Source organism: Sphingobacterium wenxiniae (assembly GCF_900116225.1).
In the GTDB taxonomy this organism is placed as follows: domain Bacteria; phylum Bacteroidota; class Bacteroidia; order Sphingobacteriales; family Sphingobacteriaceae; genus Sphingobacterium; species Sphingobacterium wenxiniae.
In genome coordinates, this window is sequence record NZ_FOZZ01000006.1 from 39,065 (window position 1) to 58,874 (window position 19,810).

Annotated in this window: 15 protein-coding genes and 2 tRNA genes; 10 read left to right on the top strand and 7 right to left on the bottom strand. The window is 40.9% G+C overall.

Features of this window, described 5'->3' with window-relative positions:
- Positions 1 to 48: 48 nt before the first annotated feature.
- Positions 49 to 1,854, top strand: a complete 1,806-nt coding sequence (gene uvrC, locus BM375_RS09195) for an excinuclease ABC subunit UvrC (RefSeq protein ID WP_093365474.1) — start codon at positions 49 to 51, stop codon at positions 1,852 to 1,854.
- Positions 1,855 to 1,892: 38 nt separating this feature from the next.
- Here the strand turns inward: uvrC and era are convergent, their stop codons facing one another.
- Complete coding sequence (era, locus tag BM375_RS09200; protein ID WP_093365476.1) at positions 1,893 to 2,771, bottom strand: GTPase Era; 879 nt, start codon at positions 2,769 to 2,771, stop codon at positions 1,893 to 1,895.
- A 950-nt stretch (positions 2,772 to 3,721) separates the two neighbouring features.
- On the opposite strand from era, the gene BM375_RS09205 reads away from it, so the two are divergent.
- The 8 genes from BM375_RS09205 to BM375_RS09240 all read left to right on the top strand — a co-directional run bounded on the left by BM375_RS09205 (position 3,722) and on the right by BM375_RS09240 (position 13,675).
- Positions 3,722 to 3,794, top strand: a tRNA-Met gene (locus BM375_RS09205).
- A gap of 43 nt (positions 3,795 to 3,837) precedes the next feature.
- Positions 3,838 to 3,910: transfer RNA gene (locus BM375_RS09210), tRNA-Met, on the top strand.
- Positions 3,911 to 3,976: 66 nt separating this feature from the next.
- Complete coding sequence (locus tag BM375_RS09215; protein WP_093365478.1) at positions 3,977 to 4,753, top strand: RagB/SusD family nutrient uptake outer membrane protein; 777 nt, start codon at positions 3,977 to 3,979, stop codon at positions 4,751 to 4,753.
- Positions 4,754 to 5,012: 259 nt separating this feature from the next.
- Positions 5,013 to 8,081: a SusC/RagA family TonB-linked outer membrane protein gene (locus tag BM375_RS09220; RefSeq protein WP_093365479.1), complete on the top strand. Its 3,069-nt coding sequence runs from the start codon at positions 5,013 to 5,015 to the stop codon at positions 8,079 to 8,081.
- Positions 8,082 to 8,096: 15 nt separating this feature from the next.
- Entirely contained in the window at positions 8,097 to 9,806 is a 1,710-nt protein-coding gene (locus BM375_RS09225) for a RagB/SusD family nutrient uptake outer membrane protein (RefSeq protein ID WP_093365481.1), read from the top strand.
- Positions 9,807 to 9,988: 182 nt separating this feature from the next.
- Positions 9,989 to 11,293: a ribosome biogenesis GTPase Der gene (der, locus tag BM375_RS09230; protein WP_093365482.1), complete on the top strand. Its 1,305-nt coding sequence runs from the start codon at positions 9,989 to 9,991 to the stop codon at positions 11,291 to 11,293.
- A gap of 21 nt (positions 11,294 to 11,314) precedes the next feature.
- Positions 11,315 to 12,784 (top strand): cysteine--tRNA ligase, encoded by a 1,470-nt coding sequence (gene cysS / locus BM375_RS09235; protein WP_093365483.1) that lies wholly within the window; start codon positions 11,315 to 11,317, stop codon positions 12,782 to 12,784.
- A gap of 24 nt (positions 12,785 to 12,808) precedes the next feature.
- Positions 12,809 to 13,675, top strand: a complete 867-nt coding sequence (locus BM375_RS09240) for a DUF4440 domain-containing protein (RefSeq protein ID WP_093365484.1) — start codon at positions 12,809 to 12,811, stop codon at positions 13,673 to 13,675.
- Positions 13,676 to 13,766: 91 nt separating this feature from the next.
- Here the strand turns inward: BM375_RS09240 and BM375_RS09245 are convergent, their stop codons facing one another.
- Positions 13,767 to 15,134 (bottom strand): peptidylprolyl isomerase, encoded by a 1,368-nt coding sequence (locus tag BM375_RS09245; RefSeq protein ID WP_093365793.1) that lies wholly within the window; start codon positions 15,132 to 15,134, stop codon positions 13,767 to 13,769.
- A gap of 501 nt (positions 15,135 to 15,635) precedes the next feature.
- On the opposite strand from BM375_RS09245, the gene BM375_RS09250 reads away from it, so the two are divergent.
- On the top strand, positions 15,636 to 16,727 hold the full coding sequence (locus BM375_RS09250) for a lactonase family protein (protein ID WP_093365485.1): 1,092 nt from the start codon (positions 15,636 to 15,638) through the stop codon (positions 16,725 to 16,727).
- Positions 16,728 to 16,770: 43 nt separating this feature from the next.
- Here the strand turns inward: BM375_RS09250 and mnhG are convergent, their stop codons facing one another.
- From mnhG to BM375_RS09275, 5 genes are read right to left on the bottom strand one after another with little or no spacing between them, the layout of a single operon-like run.
- A complete protein-coding gene (mnhG, locus tag BM375_RS09255; RefSeq protein ID WP_093365486.1) occupies positions 16,771 to 17,199 on the bottom strand; it encodes a monovalent cation/H(+) antiporter subunit G in 429 nt (142 codons plus the stop codon).
- On the bottom strand, positions 17,192 to 17,467 hold the full coding sequence (locus BM375_RS09260; protein ID WP_093365488.1) for a monovalent cation/H+ antiporter complex subunit F: 276 nt from the start codon (positions 17,465 to 17,467) through the stop codon (positions 17,192 to 17,194). Before BM375_RS09260 ends, mnhG begins: the two co-directional genes overlap by 8 nt.
- Positions 17,464 to 17,940 (bottom strand): Na+/H+ antiporter subunit E, encoded by a 477-nt coding sequence (locus BM375_RS09265; RefSeq protein WP_093365489.1) that lies wholly within the window; start codon positions 17,938 to 17,940, stop codon positions 17,464 to 17,466. Before BM375_RS09265 ends, BM375_RS09260 begins: the two co-directional genes overlap by 4 nt.
- Before the next feature lie 14 nt (positions 17,941 to 17,954).
- Positions 17,955 to 19,457, bottom strand: coding sequence for a proton-conducting transporter transmembrane domain-containing protein (locus tag BM375_RS09270; RefSeq protein WP_093365491.1), 1,503 nt, complete (start codon positions 19,455 to 19,457; stop codon positions 17,955 to 17,957).
- Positions 19,454 to 19,810, bottom strand: coding sequence for a Na+/H+ antiporter subunit C (locus BM375_RS09275; protein ID WP_093365492.1), 357 nt, complete (start codon positions 19,808 to 19,810; stop codon positions 19,454 to 19,456). The genes BM375_RS09270 and BM375_RS09275 overlap by 4 nt, the downstream gene beginning before the upstream one ends.

The following is a 19,810-nucleotide window of genomic DNA, read 5'->3' on the forward strand; positions in this document are numbered from 1 at the left end:
TAGGTCCCGGGGAGGGACGAAAAGAGATTGCAGGGATAAGGAAGGATAATGTCTACATTCGATTATAGAGAAGAGCTAAAGAAAATACCCCATAAGCCCGGTGTATATCAATATTTTGATAAGAATAACGAACTGATTTATATTGGTAAGGCAAAAGACCTTCGTAATCGTGTAGGTTCGTATTTTGTCAATGATCATCAGTTAAACGGTAAAACACGTGTCTTGGTGCGGAAAATAAACCGTATCGCTTTTACCATTGTGGATACCGAGATCGATGCTTGGCTTCTGGAGAATAACTTGATAAAGAAGCATAAGCCTCGCTATAATGTCTTGTTGAAGGATGATAAGACCTATCCTTGGATTGTCATTAAACAGGAGCATTTTCCCCGTGTATTCTGGACTCGAAAATATATTAAAGACGGTTCTCGCTATTATGGTCCCTATGCTTCCGTAGGTATGATGCATATCATTCTGGACATGATTCGGGAACTGTTCCCTCTAAGAACCTGTAATCTGAACTTATCTCCAGAAAATATTGCCAAAGGAAAATATAAGATATGTTTGGAATATCAGATTGGGAACTGTAAGGGGCCTTGTGAGGGTTATCAATCAGAAGAAGATTACGAGCAAAATTTAGCTGACATTAAAGATATCTTGAACGGGAAGATTTCCGTGGTCACCAATAGACTGAAAAGTCAGATGCAGGCTGCGGTAGAAGAACTCGATTTTGAAGGAGCTCATCGTTTGAAAGTGAAGTTAGATAAACTGTCCAATTATCAAAGTAAATCCACCGTGGTAAGCTCATCCATTACCAATGTCGATGTATTCAGTATAGCATCAGATGAAAGCTATGCGTTTGTCAATTATTTGAAAGTGGTACATGGAGTCGTCATACAGACTCAGACTGTGGAGATGAAAAAACGATTGGATGAAACCGAACAGGAATTGCTGTCTTTGGCAATCCCTGAAATCCGTAACCGATTTAAAAGTACCTCTCGGGAGATTATTATCCCTTTTGAAATGGATATTGAAACGGATAGTAGCCTAAAATTTACTATTCCAAGAGCAGGAGAGAAAAAAAATCTACTCGATTTATCGCTTAAAAATGTCGCTTATTTCAAGAAGGAACGTATGCTACAATACGAAAAGTTGAATCCGGAAATCAAAACCGAACGCATTCTCCAACAGATGCAAAAGGATTTACGAATGAATGTGCTTCCTCGTCATATCGAATGTTTTGATAATTCCAATATACAAGGGAATTACCCTGTGTCGGCCATCGTTGTGTTCAAAGATGCAAAACCCTCTAAAAAGGATTATAGGCATTTTAATGTGAAAACGGTTGTGGGACCCAATGATTTTGCAACAATGGAGGAAGCTGTATTCCGGCGTTATCGTCGTCTGTTGGATGAAGACCAAGAGCTACCCCAGTTGATTATTATTGATGGTGGAAAGGGACAGCTTGGCGCGGCGTTGAAAAGTCTCAAACTATTGGGTATTGAAAAGAAAGTGACTGTTATTGGTATAGCAAAACGTTTGGAAGAGCTGTACTATCCTGGGGATCAGTATCCGCTTTATCTGGACAAAAAATCAGAGACGTTGAAGATCATACAACATCTTCGAGACGAAGCCCACCGTTTCGGGATTACCTTTCACCGCAATCAACGTAGTCGAAAGACTTTTGTTTCCGAATTGGAGAATATCCCAGGGGTAGGGAAGACTTCTGTCGAAAAATTGTTGAAGACATTTAAGTCTGCAAAGAAAGTTAAGGAAGCTTCAGATGAGGAGCTAAAAAAAGTGCTTAACCTTAAACAGGTTAAAGCACTTCGTGAATATTTTAGCGATAAGCAGTAAGCTTTAAGCAAATGGCTTATAGCCTATAGCTTAAGGTCTTAGTCCTCATACCCAAATCTTTTGAGCATATTCTTTTTGGCTCTCCAGTCTGGGATAACTTTTACGAAGAGTTCTAAGAAAACCTTTCCTCCAATAAACTCTTCAATGTCCTGACGAGCGTATGTTCCTACTTTTTTAATCATAGACCCAGCCTTTCCAACGATGATATTTTTCTGTGAATCCCGCTCTACATATATTTCGGCCGCTATACGGGTAATATTAGCTTCCTCTTTATAGGATGTAACGGCAACTTCTGTACTGTAGGGAATTTCTTTGTCGTAAAGTTTGAAAATCTTTTCTCGGATCATCTCCGACACAAAGAAGCGCATATTTTTGTCCGTCAACTCATCTTTTTCATAATAAGGCGGATGTACAGGCATCTTTTCTTTGATGTAGTCCATAATATTGGCTACTCCATACTCATGCAGTGCGGAGATAGCGAAAATAGTATCGGGGTTGATCTTTTCTTTCCAGAACTCAATTTTTGCCTTTACCTCTTCTTCCGAAGATTTATCAATTTTGTTGATCAATACGGCAACAGGAGAGGAAGTCTTGCGCAATCTTTCGATGACATCGTTTTCGTCATACTTTTCATGAATATCGGTAACGAAAAGAATCACATCGGCATCAATAAGTGAGCCTTGAACAAAGTTCATCATGGATTCCTGTAGCGAGTAATTGGGCTTGATGACGCCAGGAGTGTCGGAAAAAACGATTTGATAATCTTCCTCATTGACGATACCAATGATGCGGTGACGCGTAGTCTGCGCTTTGGGAGTGATAATAGACATCTTCTCACCAACTAAGGAGTTCATTAACGTGGATTTCCCGGCATTGGGTTTTCCGATAATACTTACAAATCCTGCTTTATGCGTCATATATTTATTTTTTACCAGTACAAAGAAACGAAAAATATGTGAATCATTAAGAAGATAACAAAGTTCACACTTGCTATTAGAGTCTGTCAAAAAGAATCCAATACATGGTGATGTGTCTATCTCAGAGCCAAATTTAATGCATATGGATTGGGAAAATTGGGGCCTGGTGTCTAAATTGATTCATCAAAAAGGCCAAATAATTCCATGTCTAGTTCTTTCAATATAGACCTATAAGGTTTCCAAAACCTTATAGGTCTTTTTCGCTTTTAAGGTCAATTTCTGAGGTTTGAACCAATTATATTTAAGCTATTATAAAGCTATGTCAGTACGCTATTGTATGAAATCAGGGTGCTGATGACTCAATAGCGGATAATACATTCCCATAACTTACTGACCAAGAATCGGGACATAGCTTTGCTTAATGTCGACGAGACCACATATAAACGAGATGTTGAATAGGGATCACCCAGCCTGATGAAACGGTCCGGTATCGTTATGTATCGAGGGGAGAACCTGTTTAAAAAGTCTGGAAAGAGCGATGGAAAAAGACGATGTTAAATGACAAAATAGAAAAACATGCTCATTCGCAGCACACACATAGTGATGATGTCATGTGCATGAACCATCATGTAGGTATACATAAGCATGATGTATGCTTACAGGGGTATGTTGCCTACGGACAACATATCCATGTCACGAGACACTGTATCCATGTCAGCTGACTATATAACCAAGTCTCGTTACACTACGGTAAAGTAACGGGACTTGGTTATGTTGATGACTTACATCGTCTTATTGTCATTATACTTTATGGTATTGTCAAGAGACCTGACGTCCATGTATTGAGACGCCAAGTCTATGTATAGACTGGAAATGGTGCTTTTTTACAATTTTTGATTTTATATTTTGTTTATAACTTAAAAAGTCCTACCTTTGTGCCACCAAAACATTGCGGGGTGGAGCAGTTGGTAGCTCGTCGGGCTCATAACCCGAAGGTCATCAGTTCGAGTCTGGTCCCCGCTACTAAAAAGTCTAAGCAGTGTAGACTTATCACAAAAAGAAACATTGCGGGGTGGAGCAGTTGGTAGCTCGTCGGGCTCATAACCCGAAGGTCATCAGTTCGAGTCTGGTCCCCGCTACTAAAAGCTCTAAGTTAACTTAGGGCTTTTCTTTTAATACTACCATGATTATATTGTAATCGGATCATGTTGCCTAACTCCTTAGGAGGCTGGAGTTCTATTGTACCTACGCAAAGTTTAGTGGATGCATATGAAACCAAAGACGGAGAGGAAATAACAGCTTCGTCTGCATATAACCCCGCGAAACCATTCGAAAATAGGGATCCGCGTTTTGAAGCAACAGTCATTTATCCAGGAGCTTTGTATACAGGCAAATATTTTGATCCCCTGAATCCCAACTCTATTGATTACCCTTCGGGACCAGACAATGCGTCAAGTACAGGTTATAACTATCGTAAATATATCCAGGAACCTTCATCCTATGCCAATGTATGGAATGTAGGAACAAATATTATTGTTCAGCGCTATGCAGAGATTTTGCTTTTGAATGCTGAAGCAAAGATTGAATTGAACCAAATTGATAATAGTGTTTATGACAATATTGATCTGGTGAGAGAAAGAGCGGGTATGGGTAAAGTCAATAAAGCTGTTTATAGCGGACAGGCAAAACTAAGGGAATTAGTTCGTCGTGAACTGCGTGTAGAATTGGCAGGAGAAGGGCGTAGAAGATTTGATATCATCCGTTGGGGAATAGCAAAAGAGGTGATGAGTGGTCCAGTATATGGCTCTTTGTCAAAAGGTACAGTTAATTCTGCTACTGGAGAGGTAACATTTACTTCTTTGACAGACAGATTTTTTGTGGAAAACAGGACTTTTGTTGATGGGAGAGATAATTTGTGGCCAATTCCGCAAAATGTCATTGATCGCGGTAAAGGTACGTTGGATCAAAATCCAAATTACTAAGCATTTGTTGCTTTTTATCTTGAAAAAAGGGCAATCGTTATTCGATTGCTCTTTTTTTGTTTGCTTCTTCTTTTCTTGGAGAAACAATAAGGTAGAAAACAGAAGCGTTACATCTTTTTATTGGTACAAACGATTGCGTTATTTTACGCAATCGTTTTCGTTTAATGTAAAATTCTCATTTGCATAACATTTCCTTAGCTTGCAAAAGCTAAATAATCATAGCTAACTAAATTTTTTTGAAAACCTTAAAAATTGTTTTATGATAAAGAGATTTACAAAACCTTTCTTTATTGGTAAAAACGTTCGATTGGCATCTGTCTTGATGCTGGGTGTTATCGCTCATACAGAGTTGGCATTCGGTAGCGGATCGATCGCTTACGAACATGTATTTTACCAGCAAACAGTAACAGGCCGTGTTACCTCATCGACAGGTGCTGTAGCAGGTGTTACAGTAAGTGTAAAAGAAAATCCATTTGTATCGACTTCTACCGACGATCAGGGAAACTTTACTATTTCTGCTAATCGCGGACAAACCTTAGTCTTTACTGCTGTAGGCTACAACCGTATAGAACAGGCTGTTACGGGTAACGTTCTTTCGGTTATTCTACAGGAAAGTGACCAATCTTTGGAAGAGGTTGTGGTCGTAGGTTATGGTGTGCAACGTAAGGAGAGCTTAACTGGTGCGATGCAGGTAGTAAAAGGCGATGAGTTGCGTGATATTACCAACCCATCTGTGGAGAACATGCTAAACGGTAAAGTTGCCGGAGCTTTTGTTTCTCCAGGTTCAGGACGTCCAGGTTCTGGCGGTGCGGTTGTTATCCGTGGGCAAGCGACCCTGAATGGTACAACAAGTCCATTGTGGGTTATTGATGGTGTTATCGTTGGATCGGGAGCAGGTGATCTGAATCCGGATGATATCGAGACGATGACTGTATTAAAAGATGCGGCTTCAACCGCTATCTACGGTTCACAAGGTGCAAATGGAGTAGTCGTTGTAACGACCAAAAGAGCCAAAGCTGGTGTTACCAATATCAACGTGTCTACACGGATGGGTTTCAATCAGTTGACAAACGGTAACCTGAAGGTGATGAACGGAGAAGAGCTGTATGATTATTATGCAGCCTTTGCCAATGCCAATGAAATTTCTTTTCCGCGTTGGAAACCAGAGTTGCGGAATAGCAACTTCGACTGGTGGGATCTGGCTACACAAAGTGGATTTGTCCAGAACCACAATGTGTCCATTTCCAGCGGTACGGAAAAATTACGTTCTTTCTTGTCTGTAGGTATGTACGATGAGAAGGGAGCAGTCAAAGGTTATGATTACAGACGTTACAATGTACGATTGAATCAAGAATATAAACCCTTTGAATGGTTAACAATTAAGCCATCTATCGTAGGTGCACGTCGAGGTATTGAAGATCGTGAGTATTCGGTGACAGCGATGTATTCGAACCTTCCTTGGGATAGCCCGTTTGATCCTGATGGTAATTTAGTAGGGCACCGTTCCAGTTCTTGGGTAAATAGTGCCAGTACAAATTACTTGTATGATTTGCAGTGGAATAAATCTGCCGCAACTAACTATGAATTGATGGGTAACTTGGATTTTGTGGTACAATTGACAGATTGGCTAACATTCAATTCCGTGAATAACTACCGTTATATTAACTACGGGAGTAGTGGGTATACTGATCCACGTTCGAATGGTGGTTTAAGTGTTCAAGGACGTATTTCAGACTATCGCTCTGAAGTTGCCAGACGTTATACCAACCAAATGTTGACGGTGAATAAAACTTGGGGTGCGCATGCTTTATATGCTGTAGGAGGATATGAGTTTAATGATTATCAGTCTAAAAATCTTGATGTCTACGGTACAGGCTTTGTACCAGGTTTTGAGATATTAGACGTGGTTGCCAAGCCTGAGCGTACAAAGGGAGGTATTAGTGAATGGGCTGTACAGTCCCTTCTATCTAAAGTAAACTATACTTATGATAACCGCTATATGGTAGAAGCTTCCTTGCGTAGAGATGGTGCTTCAAACTTTGGCGATAATGCGAAGTATGGTAATTTCTTCTCTATCAGTGGAGGTTGGAATATCCATAACGAAAGCTGGTTCAAGGCTGACTATGTAGATGCCTTGAAACTTCGTGCGTCTTATGGTTCTTCTGGTAACAGACCAAGTTCGCTATATCCACAATATGACTTATATGCCATTTCAGCGGCGGCTAGTTATGACGGTGATCCCGGAGCATTAATTAGTCAAATTGGTAACAGAAATTTGACTTGGGAAAAAACGATGACTACAGGTATCGGGGTAGATGCTGCATTCTTGAATAACCGCATCCGCACTACAGTAGATTTCTATAGCAAAGATACTGATAACGTCCTATATCATGTGCCAATCAGTGGTCTGTCAGGAGTGACAAGAATCTGGCAGAACATTGGTGAAATGAATAACAAAGGAATTGAGGTCTCTATTGGAGGTGATATCATTCGTACTAATGATTGGTTGTGGAGCTTAGATGTGAACTTAGGGCATAATGTGAATAAATTAACCAATTTGTTCCCAACACGGAATGCAGATGGTTCTTATTCGGTAAAACCTGTGTATATCGGTACGGGGATGAATATAGCGGGGTCTGCACAATATGTTTTAGAACCGGGTAGACCTGTCGATACATATTACGTGAAAGAATGGGCAGGCGTAAACCCTGATAATGGAGCGCCAATGTGGTATAAAGTAGCGAGAGATGCCGATGGTAATGAAACCTCCCGCGAGACAACCTCTAAATATGCGGATGCTACATTCGAAAAATTAGGTCGTGCTGCACCTAAACTATTTGGTGGTTTTGCAACTGCATTACAGTATAAGCAATTTGATTTAGGTGCTACTTTTAGTTATTCTCTAGGAGGAAAATTGTACAACTACTCTCGTCAAGAGTATGATTCAGACGGTACATATACCGATAGAAACCAAATGAAGCTGATGCCAGGATGGAGCCGTTGGGAAAAACCGGGTGACAATGCTACACATCCTATCGCCAAATACAACAACAAAGATCAAGGGAACTTAGCTTCTTCTCGTTATATAGAGAAAAATGACTTCTTGAGATTGCGTTCTTTGAGTCTGGGATACAATCTGAAACTAAACCAATATGGCGTGAAAAATCTACGTGTATTTTTTACCGGTGAAAATCTATGTGTAATCACCAACTATTCAGGGGTAGATCCAGAGATTCCGGCTAATGATGGGGCGGTTCTATTATCTACAGGGCCAGGAGTATATCCGGCTACGCGTAAATATATGTTTGGCTTGAATGTTTCATTTTAAAACGAAGAAAACTACATGAAAAAGAAAATATTAATAGCATTACTGGCTTCGGCTACTCTTGCTTCTTGTGATTTGGATCGTTTACCCTATGGATCAATGGATTCTGGAAGTATAACAAATGATCCAGCAAGCTCCTTAGATGCCTTGCTTAACGGGACTTATGCGCAATTGAAGGCATGGTCCGACCCTATGCACCGTGCGGGTGAATATGCAGGTGACAACATGATGATTCGTGGCTCGTCTACGGATGCTTTTTATGAATTTATCTCTTTCTCACGTTCTCCAAATAATTACCGTTTGGCTCAGTTTTGGGATTCTGGATATAAAGCTATTGCCCAAGCTTCTAACATCATCAAGATGGTGGAAGAAGGACAAAACGCCGAAATAGACAGTCAATTGGGTGAGTGTTATTATATCCGAGGAATGATGTACTTCTATCTGGTTCGTGCGTATGGACGCCCATATTATCAAACTCCGGAGACAAATTTAGGGGTGCCTATCGTAAACGGTACACCGGAAGATGTCATCAATATGACGTTACCTGATCGAGCCACGGTAAAAGAGACCTATGAACAGGTTGTTGCAGATTTGAAAAAGGCGGAGGAATTGTTGGCTGGAACAAGTCATATTCGTGCGTCGAAAGGGGCTGCGCAGGCAATGTTATCCCGTGTATATCTATATATGAGCGGTACGTATGAATCTCCTAACCGGGAGTATGCGCAACTATCTGTAGATTATGCAAATAAAGTGATTAACTCTGGAGAGTATGCTTTGCTACCTCGTGAACAATTTATGAAGTATAATACCTTAACGCCAGAAAACAATCCGGAAACCATCTTTGCAGTGAAACGTGTTGCAGCAGAGTTTTCTGGCTATGATCATTATTACGGTGTGGGAGGTATGTATGCAAACATTGGAGGCATGGGCTGGGGAGAGATGTATGCAAGTGCGAAATACATTGATTTGTTGAATGAAACAGGTCGTAATGACTGGCGTCCAGATAACTATAAAATAGTAGATGCGCGTGCCGCTTTTATCGAACCGACTTATTCTAAAAATGATGCGGGAGCATACACAGAAGTATTCCGTTTTATCAAAGAAGATGGGACAAATATTGTGAACTATGTTCAGGCTAATATCACACGTAGTGGCAGTACAATCACCGCTAAGGATGGTGATGATACTTATACATTGACACCAGTAGATGTTGCGCAGGAAATCTATAGTATTCAATACAAAGATGGCAAGACCTATACTGGGGTGGTTGATAATTTCATCTCCTTGAATCGTGTATATCCACAATTTTATATTACAAAATGTTCACGTGAAGGAGAAGATTCTCATCTGCATTCACCAATTATTAGTCGTTTGGGAGAAGTCTATTTGAATCGTGCTGAAGCTTATGCTAAATTAGGCGATTATCCGTCTGCTTTGAAAGATTTGAACGAAATCAGAACGCGTTCTATCGTAAATGGTGCATACGCTTCTTTGGATGCATCTAATGCGGGAAGCCGAATTGATAAAGAACGTCAATTAGAATTGGCTTATCAAGCTGAGCGTAGTTATGACGTATTCCGTAACGGCAAAGCTTTAACCCGTCAATATCCGGGTCCGCACGCACAATTCGAAACGATTCCGGCTACGGATTATCGTGTGATATATTATATTCCACAAGATGCTATTAACTCATATCCGGGTACGTTAACCCAAAATCCAACAAATTAAAGAATAAACGTATCTTTTCGGGGAAATGATTTTCCGAAAAATTCTAAAATGGCTTTGCAACATCGCAAAGCCATTTTTGTTGATAGACCTGCATAATCCTTTAATTTATTGTAACTTTGTAACCTTAGTAAAAAAAGCATAATTTTAAAGTTGCCGTGAGGTAACAGATATATCAAATATATATGGCAAATATTGTTGCAATTGTTGGTCGGCCGAATGTAGGCAAATCAACCTTATTTAATCGATTGACAGAGAGTAGAAAGGCCATTGTCGATGACTTTAGCGGTGTAACCCGCGACCGTCACTACGAAACGGCCGAGTGGATAGGAAAGAAATTTACAGTAATCGATACCGGTGGTTTTGTGCATGGATCGGATGATGTCTTCGAGGAGGCTATCCGAGATCAGGTACATATTGCTATTGATGAGGCATCGGTTATTATTTTTATGGTGGATGTAACTACCGGTATTACAGATTTGGACGATGAAATCGCTGATATGTTGCGCCGTACGTCCAAACCGGTATATGTTGTGGCGAATAAAGTTGACCATGCTAAGTTGCACCATGATTCGGCGGAATTCTATGCTTTTGGTCTTGGAGAAATCTATAATGTATCTTCAGCTACAGGATCTGGTACAGGTGAGTTATTGGATGCTGTGGTATCTCATTTCCCGGCACAGGAAGAGGAAGAGGAGGACAGCTTGCCAAGGATTACCATTGTTGGACGGCCGAATGTCGGCAAGTCTTCTTTGACCAATGCGCTGCTTGGGGTAGATAGAAATATTGTGACTGATATTGCCGGAACAACACGTGATTCTATTCGCATTCATTATAATCAATTTGGGCATGAATTCCTATTGGTCGATACGGCAGGACTTCGTCGCAAAAACCGTGTAAATGAAGATATTGAATTTTATTCTGTCATGCGTACAATCAAGGCGCTGGAAGATTCTGATGTCATCATCTTGATGTTGGATGCCAAAGATGGTATTGAGTCACAGGATATCAACATCTTTCACTTGGCGGAGAAAAATAAAAAAGGTATTGTCGTGGTTGTCAATAAATGGGATACTATAGAAAAAGACAATAAGACGATGAAGGAGTTCGAAACCCGTATCAAGGAAAAGATAGCTCCTTTCACGGATGTGCCGCTTATTTTTACTTCCGTTACGGAAAAACAGCGTATTTTTAAGGTGGTAGAAACTGCGATGGAAGTTTATGAGAATAAAACGAAAAAAATCCCGACATCGAAGTTAAATGAGGTGATGCTCGATATTATCGAAAACTATCCGCCACCATCGACTAAAGGAAAGTATATCAAGATTAAATATGTTACCCAGATTCAGGGGAGATCCCCGATGTTTGCATTCTTCTGTAACCTTCCGCAATATATCAAAGACCCTTACAAGCGATTTATAGAGAACAAATTACGCGATAATTTCGACTTCAAGGGGGTACCTATCCAAATATTTTTTAGACAAAAATAATAATCGGCTATTCAAGATTTTATGAGCAGTAACCTGGTTCTTTACAATACTTTAACAAGGACAAAAGAAAAGTTTGACCCTTTGAATCCACCTTTTGTGGGCATGTACGTATGCGGCCCTACGGTCTATAGCGATGTGCATTTAGGAAACTGTCGTACTTTTGTTTCTTTCGACTTGATTTTCCGCTATTTGTTGCATTTAGGCTATAAAGTGCGCTATGTGCGTAATATCACGGATGCCGGGCATTTGGAAGGGGACCGCGATGAGGGGGATGATAAGTTTGCAAAGAAAGCCCGTCTGGAACAGGTAGAACCCATGGAAATTGTGCAAAGATATACTATCGGTTTTCACGATGTGCTTCGGTTGTTCAATACTTTGCCACCGAGCATTGAGCCGACGGCAACGGGACATATCTCCGAGCAGATTGAGATGGTGAAGCAGATCATTGATAACGGTTATGCTTATGAAGTGAACGGAACAGTCTACTTTGATGTAGAGAAATATGTCAAAGAGCACGATTATACGATGCTGACCAACCGCAAACTGGAAGATATGCTCAATAACACTCGCGAATTGGGTGGACAGGACGAGAAACGTGGACGTTTAGATTTTGCTTTATGGATAAAAGCAAAACCTGAACATATTATGCGTTGGCCGGCTCCTTGGAGTGTTGGTTTTCCAGGTTGGCATATCGAGTGTTCCGCAATGAGCAGCAAATATTTAGGGGCAGAATTTGATATTCATGGCGGGGGAATGGATTTGGCGGCAACGCACCATACCAACGAGATTGCCCAGTCGCAAGCTTGCCATCATGTGCAACCCGCTAAGTATTGGATGCATACGAATATGTTGACAGTCAACGGTGCGCGTATGTCTAAATCTGCCGGCAATGGGTTTTTACCGCACGAGCTTTTCACGGGAAACCATCCTTTGTTAAAACGTGGTTACTCTCCAATGGCCGTACGTTTCTTCATGATGCAGGCCCACTACCGCAGTACATTGGACTTTTCCAATGAAGCGTTGGAAGCTGCGGATAAAGGTTACAAAAGGCTGATGGCTGCCATTGCGCTTTTGGACAAAATACAGCCTTCTTCTAAAACATCGGACTTTGATTTGCAGGCTGTCCGTGAGCGTTCGTATGCTGCAATGAACGATGATTTCAATAGCCCTGTGCTGATTGCCGAATTATTCGAAGTTGTGCGTTTTATTAACGCAACTTACGATGGCAAAGCCACGATGGATGCTGCTACTTTAGAAGGTATACGCAAATATCTACAGGTTTTTGTACAGGATATTCTTGGCCTTCGCGACGATACAGCTGGAGCGGATGGTGATAATATGGACGATCTAATGCAGATTATCATCAAAATACGCAACGAAGCTAAGAAAAATAAAGACTTTACGACCTCTGATCGTATCCGTGAAGAGCTTGCTGCTATTGGGGTACAACTGAAAGATAGCAAGGACGGCACACTTTGGAATAAGATTTGATTAGTAAGAGGCAAAGTAATCTGAATGAAGTTTAAAAAAATCTATACGGTAGTTGCGGTGGCTTTATGTGCCTCTACGCTGACCGTGAAGGCACAACTCCCTGATAAGGTAGGAAGCGTGATATCAGCGGATAGGGCCGCGGGAAGTATTTCTAAAAATAGTGGGCCGCATCAGGCGCTAACCTCTATCGTGGATAAGGAATCGACATTGTACGTTCCATCTCCTGTCAACGCCTTGAATTACCTGAACAACCGTCCGAATATTCCCGATGTGATGTCGTGGGAGCCAAATTTTGCTTTGGTGTCTAAAAGTCTGGATTGGGGCGTAACTTCCGGCTCTGTACAGTTTCAAAAGGTAGGTTCTATTAAGCGTTATGGACAATACCTAACTGTTTGGCGTAGGGATAAGAAAGGGAATTGGAAAGTGCATCTGCGGGCGGAAGTAGAGAATTATGGTAAAGGGAAAAAGTCAGATTTGGTTTATCACGAACCTGATGACTCTTGGTATCTGAAACACCGTTCGAAAGTACGTTTGCAGCAAAGGGAAGAAGTGGTGCTACAAAGTGATGAGCTCTTTTCAACTATCCTGAAGGCAAACAATGATGCAGCTTTTAAAGAGTTTCTTGCAGAAGATGTTCGCTACTATTATCCTTGGGAAGAGGAAATGGAAGGGAAAAAGACAGTGATGGCCTTCATGAAAAAGAAAGGTATTGAAATTACTACTGAACCAGCTAACGTTGGGAGGGCTTATAGCGGAGAATATGCTTACACTTCCGGTACAGCTACCGTACGCACAAAAGAGAAAGTGGTTAAGTTCAATTATGTAAGAATATGGCAGCTCAATGAAGATTATCAATGGCGCGTGATGATCGAAATGATGTTTGAGCGTTAATAATATTAAAAAAAGGCAATCGATTCGATTGCCTTTTTTAATGATGATAGGAGACTTCTGAAGTTTTTAAAACTTCGGAAGTCTAATGCTTTTATTTCGTTTGCGCCAATTGCTCAACACTAATCCAAGGTTTTAGCTCATCGCATTTGAGAAAATCTGGATTGATATCGATGAATGTATTTTCCTTACGGTCTTGGAACCATTCACTCAATTTACGGTTCACCTTGTCCTGTCGGGCAGCTTCCTGTATTTTAGCAAAATCCTGATCTAGATTTGCTTTATGTGGAGCGATGCGGGACTTTAAGAATACAAATTTATAAACAGGTCTTCCCATTCTATCCTTGGAAACGAATGATTTAGAGTATTGTCCAACTTCCAACGGATCGATAGCTGTAAAGGTTTCCCTATCCAATTGGTCTACCGGAATTAAGCTGGAACGATCTTCTTGATTGGTCAACATACCTCCGGTATATTTGGATTCGTCACTATCCGAATAAATAGAGGCCGCCGTGTTGAAGGTCATTTTTCCCTGCGTGACTTTGTCGTAAATACTGTCAATCTTTGCTTTGGTACGATTCAAGCTGGCATCCGTAGGTTTCGGGATAACAACGATATAGCGCACATTAACTTCTTCGCCGCGGCGTTGGAGTACCTGTAAAATATGAAAACCAAATTGGGTCTCGAACACAGGGGATACTTCACCTTCTTTTAGTTTAAAAGCCATAGCCGAAAATTCCTTTGCCCAATAATCTCTGGTTTGGAAGCCTGATTCACCTCCAAATGGAGCCGCGCCATCTTCTGAATATAAGCGAGCAATTGTTGCAAAGTCTGAACCGTTTAAGACCTGCTGTCTGTAACCCTCTACTCTCTTGCGATAAATATCCTTTTCTTCCTTCGTCAGAACAGGGTTAATCACGATTTCACCGATTTCCACTTCCGTGTTAAAGTAAGGCAAGCTATCTTGGTTAAGTGCATCGAAATAACGCTTTACCTCCTGTGGTGTTACATCGATTGCTGATACGATATTGCCACGCATTTTCCGAGCCTTAAGCTGTTCATGTACGTTGCTACGCATTTCTTCTTTATATTGCAGTAAAGAACGGTTCAAGAATTCTTCCAAACGCTCCTTCCCTCCGGCCTGGCGTACCATCATCTGCATACGTCCGTTGAGTTCGTCGTCCACTTCTGCTTCCGATACTTCCACGGAGTCGATAACCGCCTGCTGCGAGAGCAATTTTTGTGTGAGCAATTGCTGAAGAATGACACATTTCATATTCTCGTCGGGTTTCATACCCTGCGCTAGGCTTTGTGCATATTCCATTTCCAGATCGGACTGCAAAATAATGCTTGAGCCCACAGTAGCTGCAACCCTATCAATCAATTTGTTTTGCGCCAAAATATTTTGTGTCGTTAAGACGCTGATAAACAGTATGAATAAACTGATGTATTTCTTCATCATAAATGTGTTTCTCTCTTTTAATCTTCTTGCTCGTTTTGAAGCAAGAAACATACTTTTCAAAGTTACTAAATCTTGCGCGCTAAGCTATCAAAATTCCTGAAATTATATTTTTTATTAACCATATTTAACAGGCATTCGGTTTAACAAATTAATGTCACTCTTTCAGGGTTTCTGTTGTAATTTATCAGAGTCTTAAATAATTTCACCACTTCGTGGTTTAGCTTTAGGCATGAAAGACTGATGTTATTATAGACAAAGTTAAGTTAATGACTCTCGTTGTCGTCATTGTGAGGAACGAACCCCTTACTGTCCTTAGACTTCCGAAGGGCGTCTAAGGACTTTACTATGATGGTAGTCTCAGACTACCTGTTATTTATTCCATCCGTAGTGCGCTTCGCTCAACACTACGGATAGTAAGGGAGTGTTGTTTGCGAGTAGTGAGCGGAGGGGAATTTTCGAAAAAATACTTATCTTGTATCCCCACAAGAAAAATAAAATGATATGAAATCTATTTTCGCCGTATTACTCAGTCTGTCGGTCGGGGTGCTTTCAGCACAACAGCGACCTATGTTTATCGGTACGTATACCAATGAAGGTAGCCAGGGTATTTATCAATATACTTTTGACACCAAAACAGGAGAAGCCGAACTCTACAGTACGACAAATGCTGAACACCCTTCTTTTTTGGCCCTTGCTAAAGGAGATAAAATGTTATATGCCGTCAATGAGACCGGAGATAATACAGCTGCTTTATCAGCCTTTACCTTTGATGGAGAGATTCTTTCTTTTGTGAATACTGTTCCTACGCATGGGACTTACCCCTGCCATGTGGCAGTTAGTCGTAAATACCCACTTGCTGTAGTCGCAAATTATGGTGGAGGTTCATTGACTGTTTATCGTTTAGAACCGAATGGTGCAATAGGGGAAGTTATTCAGCAGATTAAGCAGGAGGGAGTTGGCCCAAATAAGGATAGACAAAATGCTTCCCATGTACATTCTGCATTTTTCAGTCCTGATGAAAAACAGGTATATGTACAAAATTTGGGTACAGATGAGATAAGCATTTATAAGATACAGAAAGATAAGGATGATTATCAACTGATTGAAGAGGTTGTGTTAAAAGCACCAGCTGGTGGAGGCCCACGACACTTGGCGATAGATAAAAAAGAGAAAAATCTTTATGTGCTGATGGAATTGACCGGTGAAGTTGCCCATTATCAAAATAAGGGTGGAAAATGGGAGCTGCAGCAAAGCCTATCGATGAATGAAGATGGGTTTGCAGGAGAAAATGGTGCCGCGGAGATTAAACTGTCTGCTGATGGAAAATTTGTTTATGCTACAAATAGGGGGGACGCGAATAGTATTACGGTGTTTGAAGTCTTGAAAGGAGGGGCTTTGCAGAAAAAAGTGGTGTATTCAACAAAAGGAGAAGGTCCGCGTAACTTCAACTTTTCGCCGGATGGAAAATATATATTGGTCGCTAATCAGGGAAGTCATAATATTGTGGTGTTTGAACGCGATGCGAAAACAGGAGAGTTAAGGGATATAGAAAAGGAAATCCAGGTGCCTACCCCAGTTTGTATTGTGTTTTAAAAAACGGTCATGCTGAGTTTGTCGAAGCATGACCGTTTTTTATCTACTCCGTTTCTTCCTCTGTCGTGGCAATATTTCCCCTATCTGAACTCTCCCCTTTATTCTCCGCTGTCTCATTCGGTTCGCTTTCCAATGTATGTGTCTCCTCATCGTACATTCCGGCAAGTTCATCGATGACAGTACCTTTCCATAGTGGCGTTCCGATAAAATAAGCCGCACGACCAATCATGTGTGCACCAATTGGAGCGGTGATAATCAAGAAGAATATAATAGCAATAACCTTCGTCGTTACCGATACGTCCGGGAACATGATTGCCGCGCATATTAACAATAACCCTACACCCAATGTGGAAGCTTTGACCGTGACAGAAAGCCGCAAGTAAAAGTCGGGCATCCGGAGGATGCCTATGGAGGCGAAAAGGATAGACAGTGCACCTACAGTGCTGAATAATGCTAAAATAATATCAATCATCTTTCTGTTTTTCTATATAATAAGCAAAAGCCACTGTGCCTAAGAAAGCAATCAGCGCCAAGATAATAGCGACATCCAGAAATACCTTTTGGTTAGTACGAATACTATAAACAGTGATAATACCAATACCTATTGTGATAATCAAATCGAGTGCCACAACCCGGTCTACAACAGCTGGTCCCCTAAACAACCGGATAAAAACCAATATGACCGAAATGGCTAATATGGGTAATATGAAATAATCAAAATATGCCTCTAGTGTTATCATCTTAAAATCTCCAATAATCTACGTTCCAATCCCAATTTTGTTTCCCGCACGAACGTTTCCGGATCCGTTAAATACATCACGTGGATATATATAGTCTTTTTGTCTTCGCTAATATCCAAGATAAGTGTTCCGGGGGTTAGCGAAATCATCGTTGTTAGCAAGTTAATCTCAAAATCCGTTTTGGCATTCATTGGGTAACGTACAATGCCGGGTTTGAAAAAATAACGAGGTGTAACCACATCGAATGCGACCTGAATATTAGACTTTATCATTTGATACAAGAAGTAGAAGATAAAACTAATGACTTTGGGTACACGGTAAAAGTAACGCTGATCGGTTTCATTGCGGTTCATTATCCAGAGGACGAAAAAACCCAGCATAAAACCAAAAACGAAGTTGGTGTAATACATAGAACCTGTCAAGGCGACCCAAATGCCTGACAGTAACAGGTTCATTAAAAAATTCTTTATCATATCAACCTTCCTGTTTAATTGCCCAATACCGCTTCAACATACGGTCTTGTATCTATCAATTGTGTTGCTATCTGTTCTGATATTTTAACAATGCTTTCCGCATTCAATCCTATATATAAGGTGGCCGCCGCTAAGATACCAACAGGCAGCACCATCATGATCTTTCTGTAAAGTTCCATGGAAGCGAACTTGTCTTCTATTTCCACATTTTCAGGAACATCCTTCCAAAATACCTTTGACCACATTTTGGCAATAACAAACAGGGTAATGAAACTTCCGAATATAAGAACGCCGACGAAGAAATACTGATGCTGTGTGAAAGCTTCCTGAAAGAGAAATATCTTCGGCCAAAATCCAGATAAGGGAGGGATGCCCACTAAAGAGAATAATACCAAAGCGATTAACAAGGAAATCTTAGGATACTCTTTGTACAATCCACCCAATTTTTCCATATCCATGGTGCCGCGTAATTGACGAATGACACCTGCAATCAGGAACATATTAGTCTTCACCATAATGTCGTGGATGAGGTAAAATACAGCTCCCATCAAGGCAATTTTACTAAACATCGCAATACCTCCCATCATGAAACCGATATGACAGACAATCAGGTAAGAAAACAATCTGCGGATATTGGTTTTTATCAATGCACCAAATGCGCCGGTCAGAATGGTGAGAACCGCCAATACCATCAATAACGTACAGATAAAGTCGTCAGGGATAAAGATCAGGCTGAACACGCGTAGCATAGCATAGATACCCACTTTTGTCAGTAAGCCGCCAAATGTAGCTGCCACCGCTGATGGAGGAGTATGATAGGAAGAAGGAAGCCAATAGTACAGAGGGAATACCGCCGATTTAATTCCAAAGCCTATGATAAAGAAGCAGGAGGTGATTCCAACTAAAGTCTGATTCTGCACATCCTTAATCTTGAAGGAAAGATCCGCCATATTTAAGGTGCCCGTAATGCCATAGAGAATGCCAATTCCTGTCAGGAAAAAAGTAGAGGCAAGGATATTCATCGCCATGTATTTTACGGCACCCTCCAATTGTGCTTTGCGTCCTCCCAAGGTCATCAGCACAAAAGAAGAGATAATGATAACCTCAAAGTATACGTATAAATTGAAGATGTCTCCTGTTAAAAATGCGCCGTGCAGGCCCATAATTAAGAAATGGAAAATAGGAAAATAACCATACAGCATGCGTTGCCGGCTAAGCCCTACAGAAGAAAAGATGGACACAGCAAAAGCGGCTATGGATGTCAGTACGACCAAAGTCACACTCAGTAGATCGGCGACAAAGACAATTCCGAAAGGGGCATCCCAATCGGATGCATTCATCGTTAATATGCCTTCCTGATGCACCTTGCTGAACAGTCGCATCGCCACCAATAAACCAATAAGGCTGCCTCCCACGCTGATAAAGCGTTGGGTGATGGTCTTTCGCCAAAAGATGAGCTGGACGATAGCTGCAAACAGGTGGACAAAAACAGGTGCTAAAATATGGTTGTCTATCATAAATCTTCTTCTTCAGGGGTATTTAAGTCATCCAAATCATCAGAATCTACCAATGCGTAGACCCGCTTTAAAAGTACGATGGCAAATGATGTCAAGCCAAAGCTGATGACAATGGCGGTCAATATCAATGCTTGTGGAATAGGATCGGCATATATTTCTTGGAATACCTTGTAGGCTTCGTCGATAACAGGAGGTTTTCCTTTGGTGATCGTACCCAACAGGAAAATCAGAATATTTGTTCCATTCCCCAATAACATAATCCCTAACAGCAACTTCACCATACTCCGTCGGAGAATAAGGTAAACACCTGCTGCGTATAATAACCCGATAACAAATACTAACAGTAATTCCAT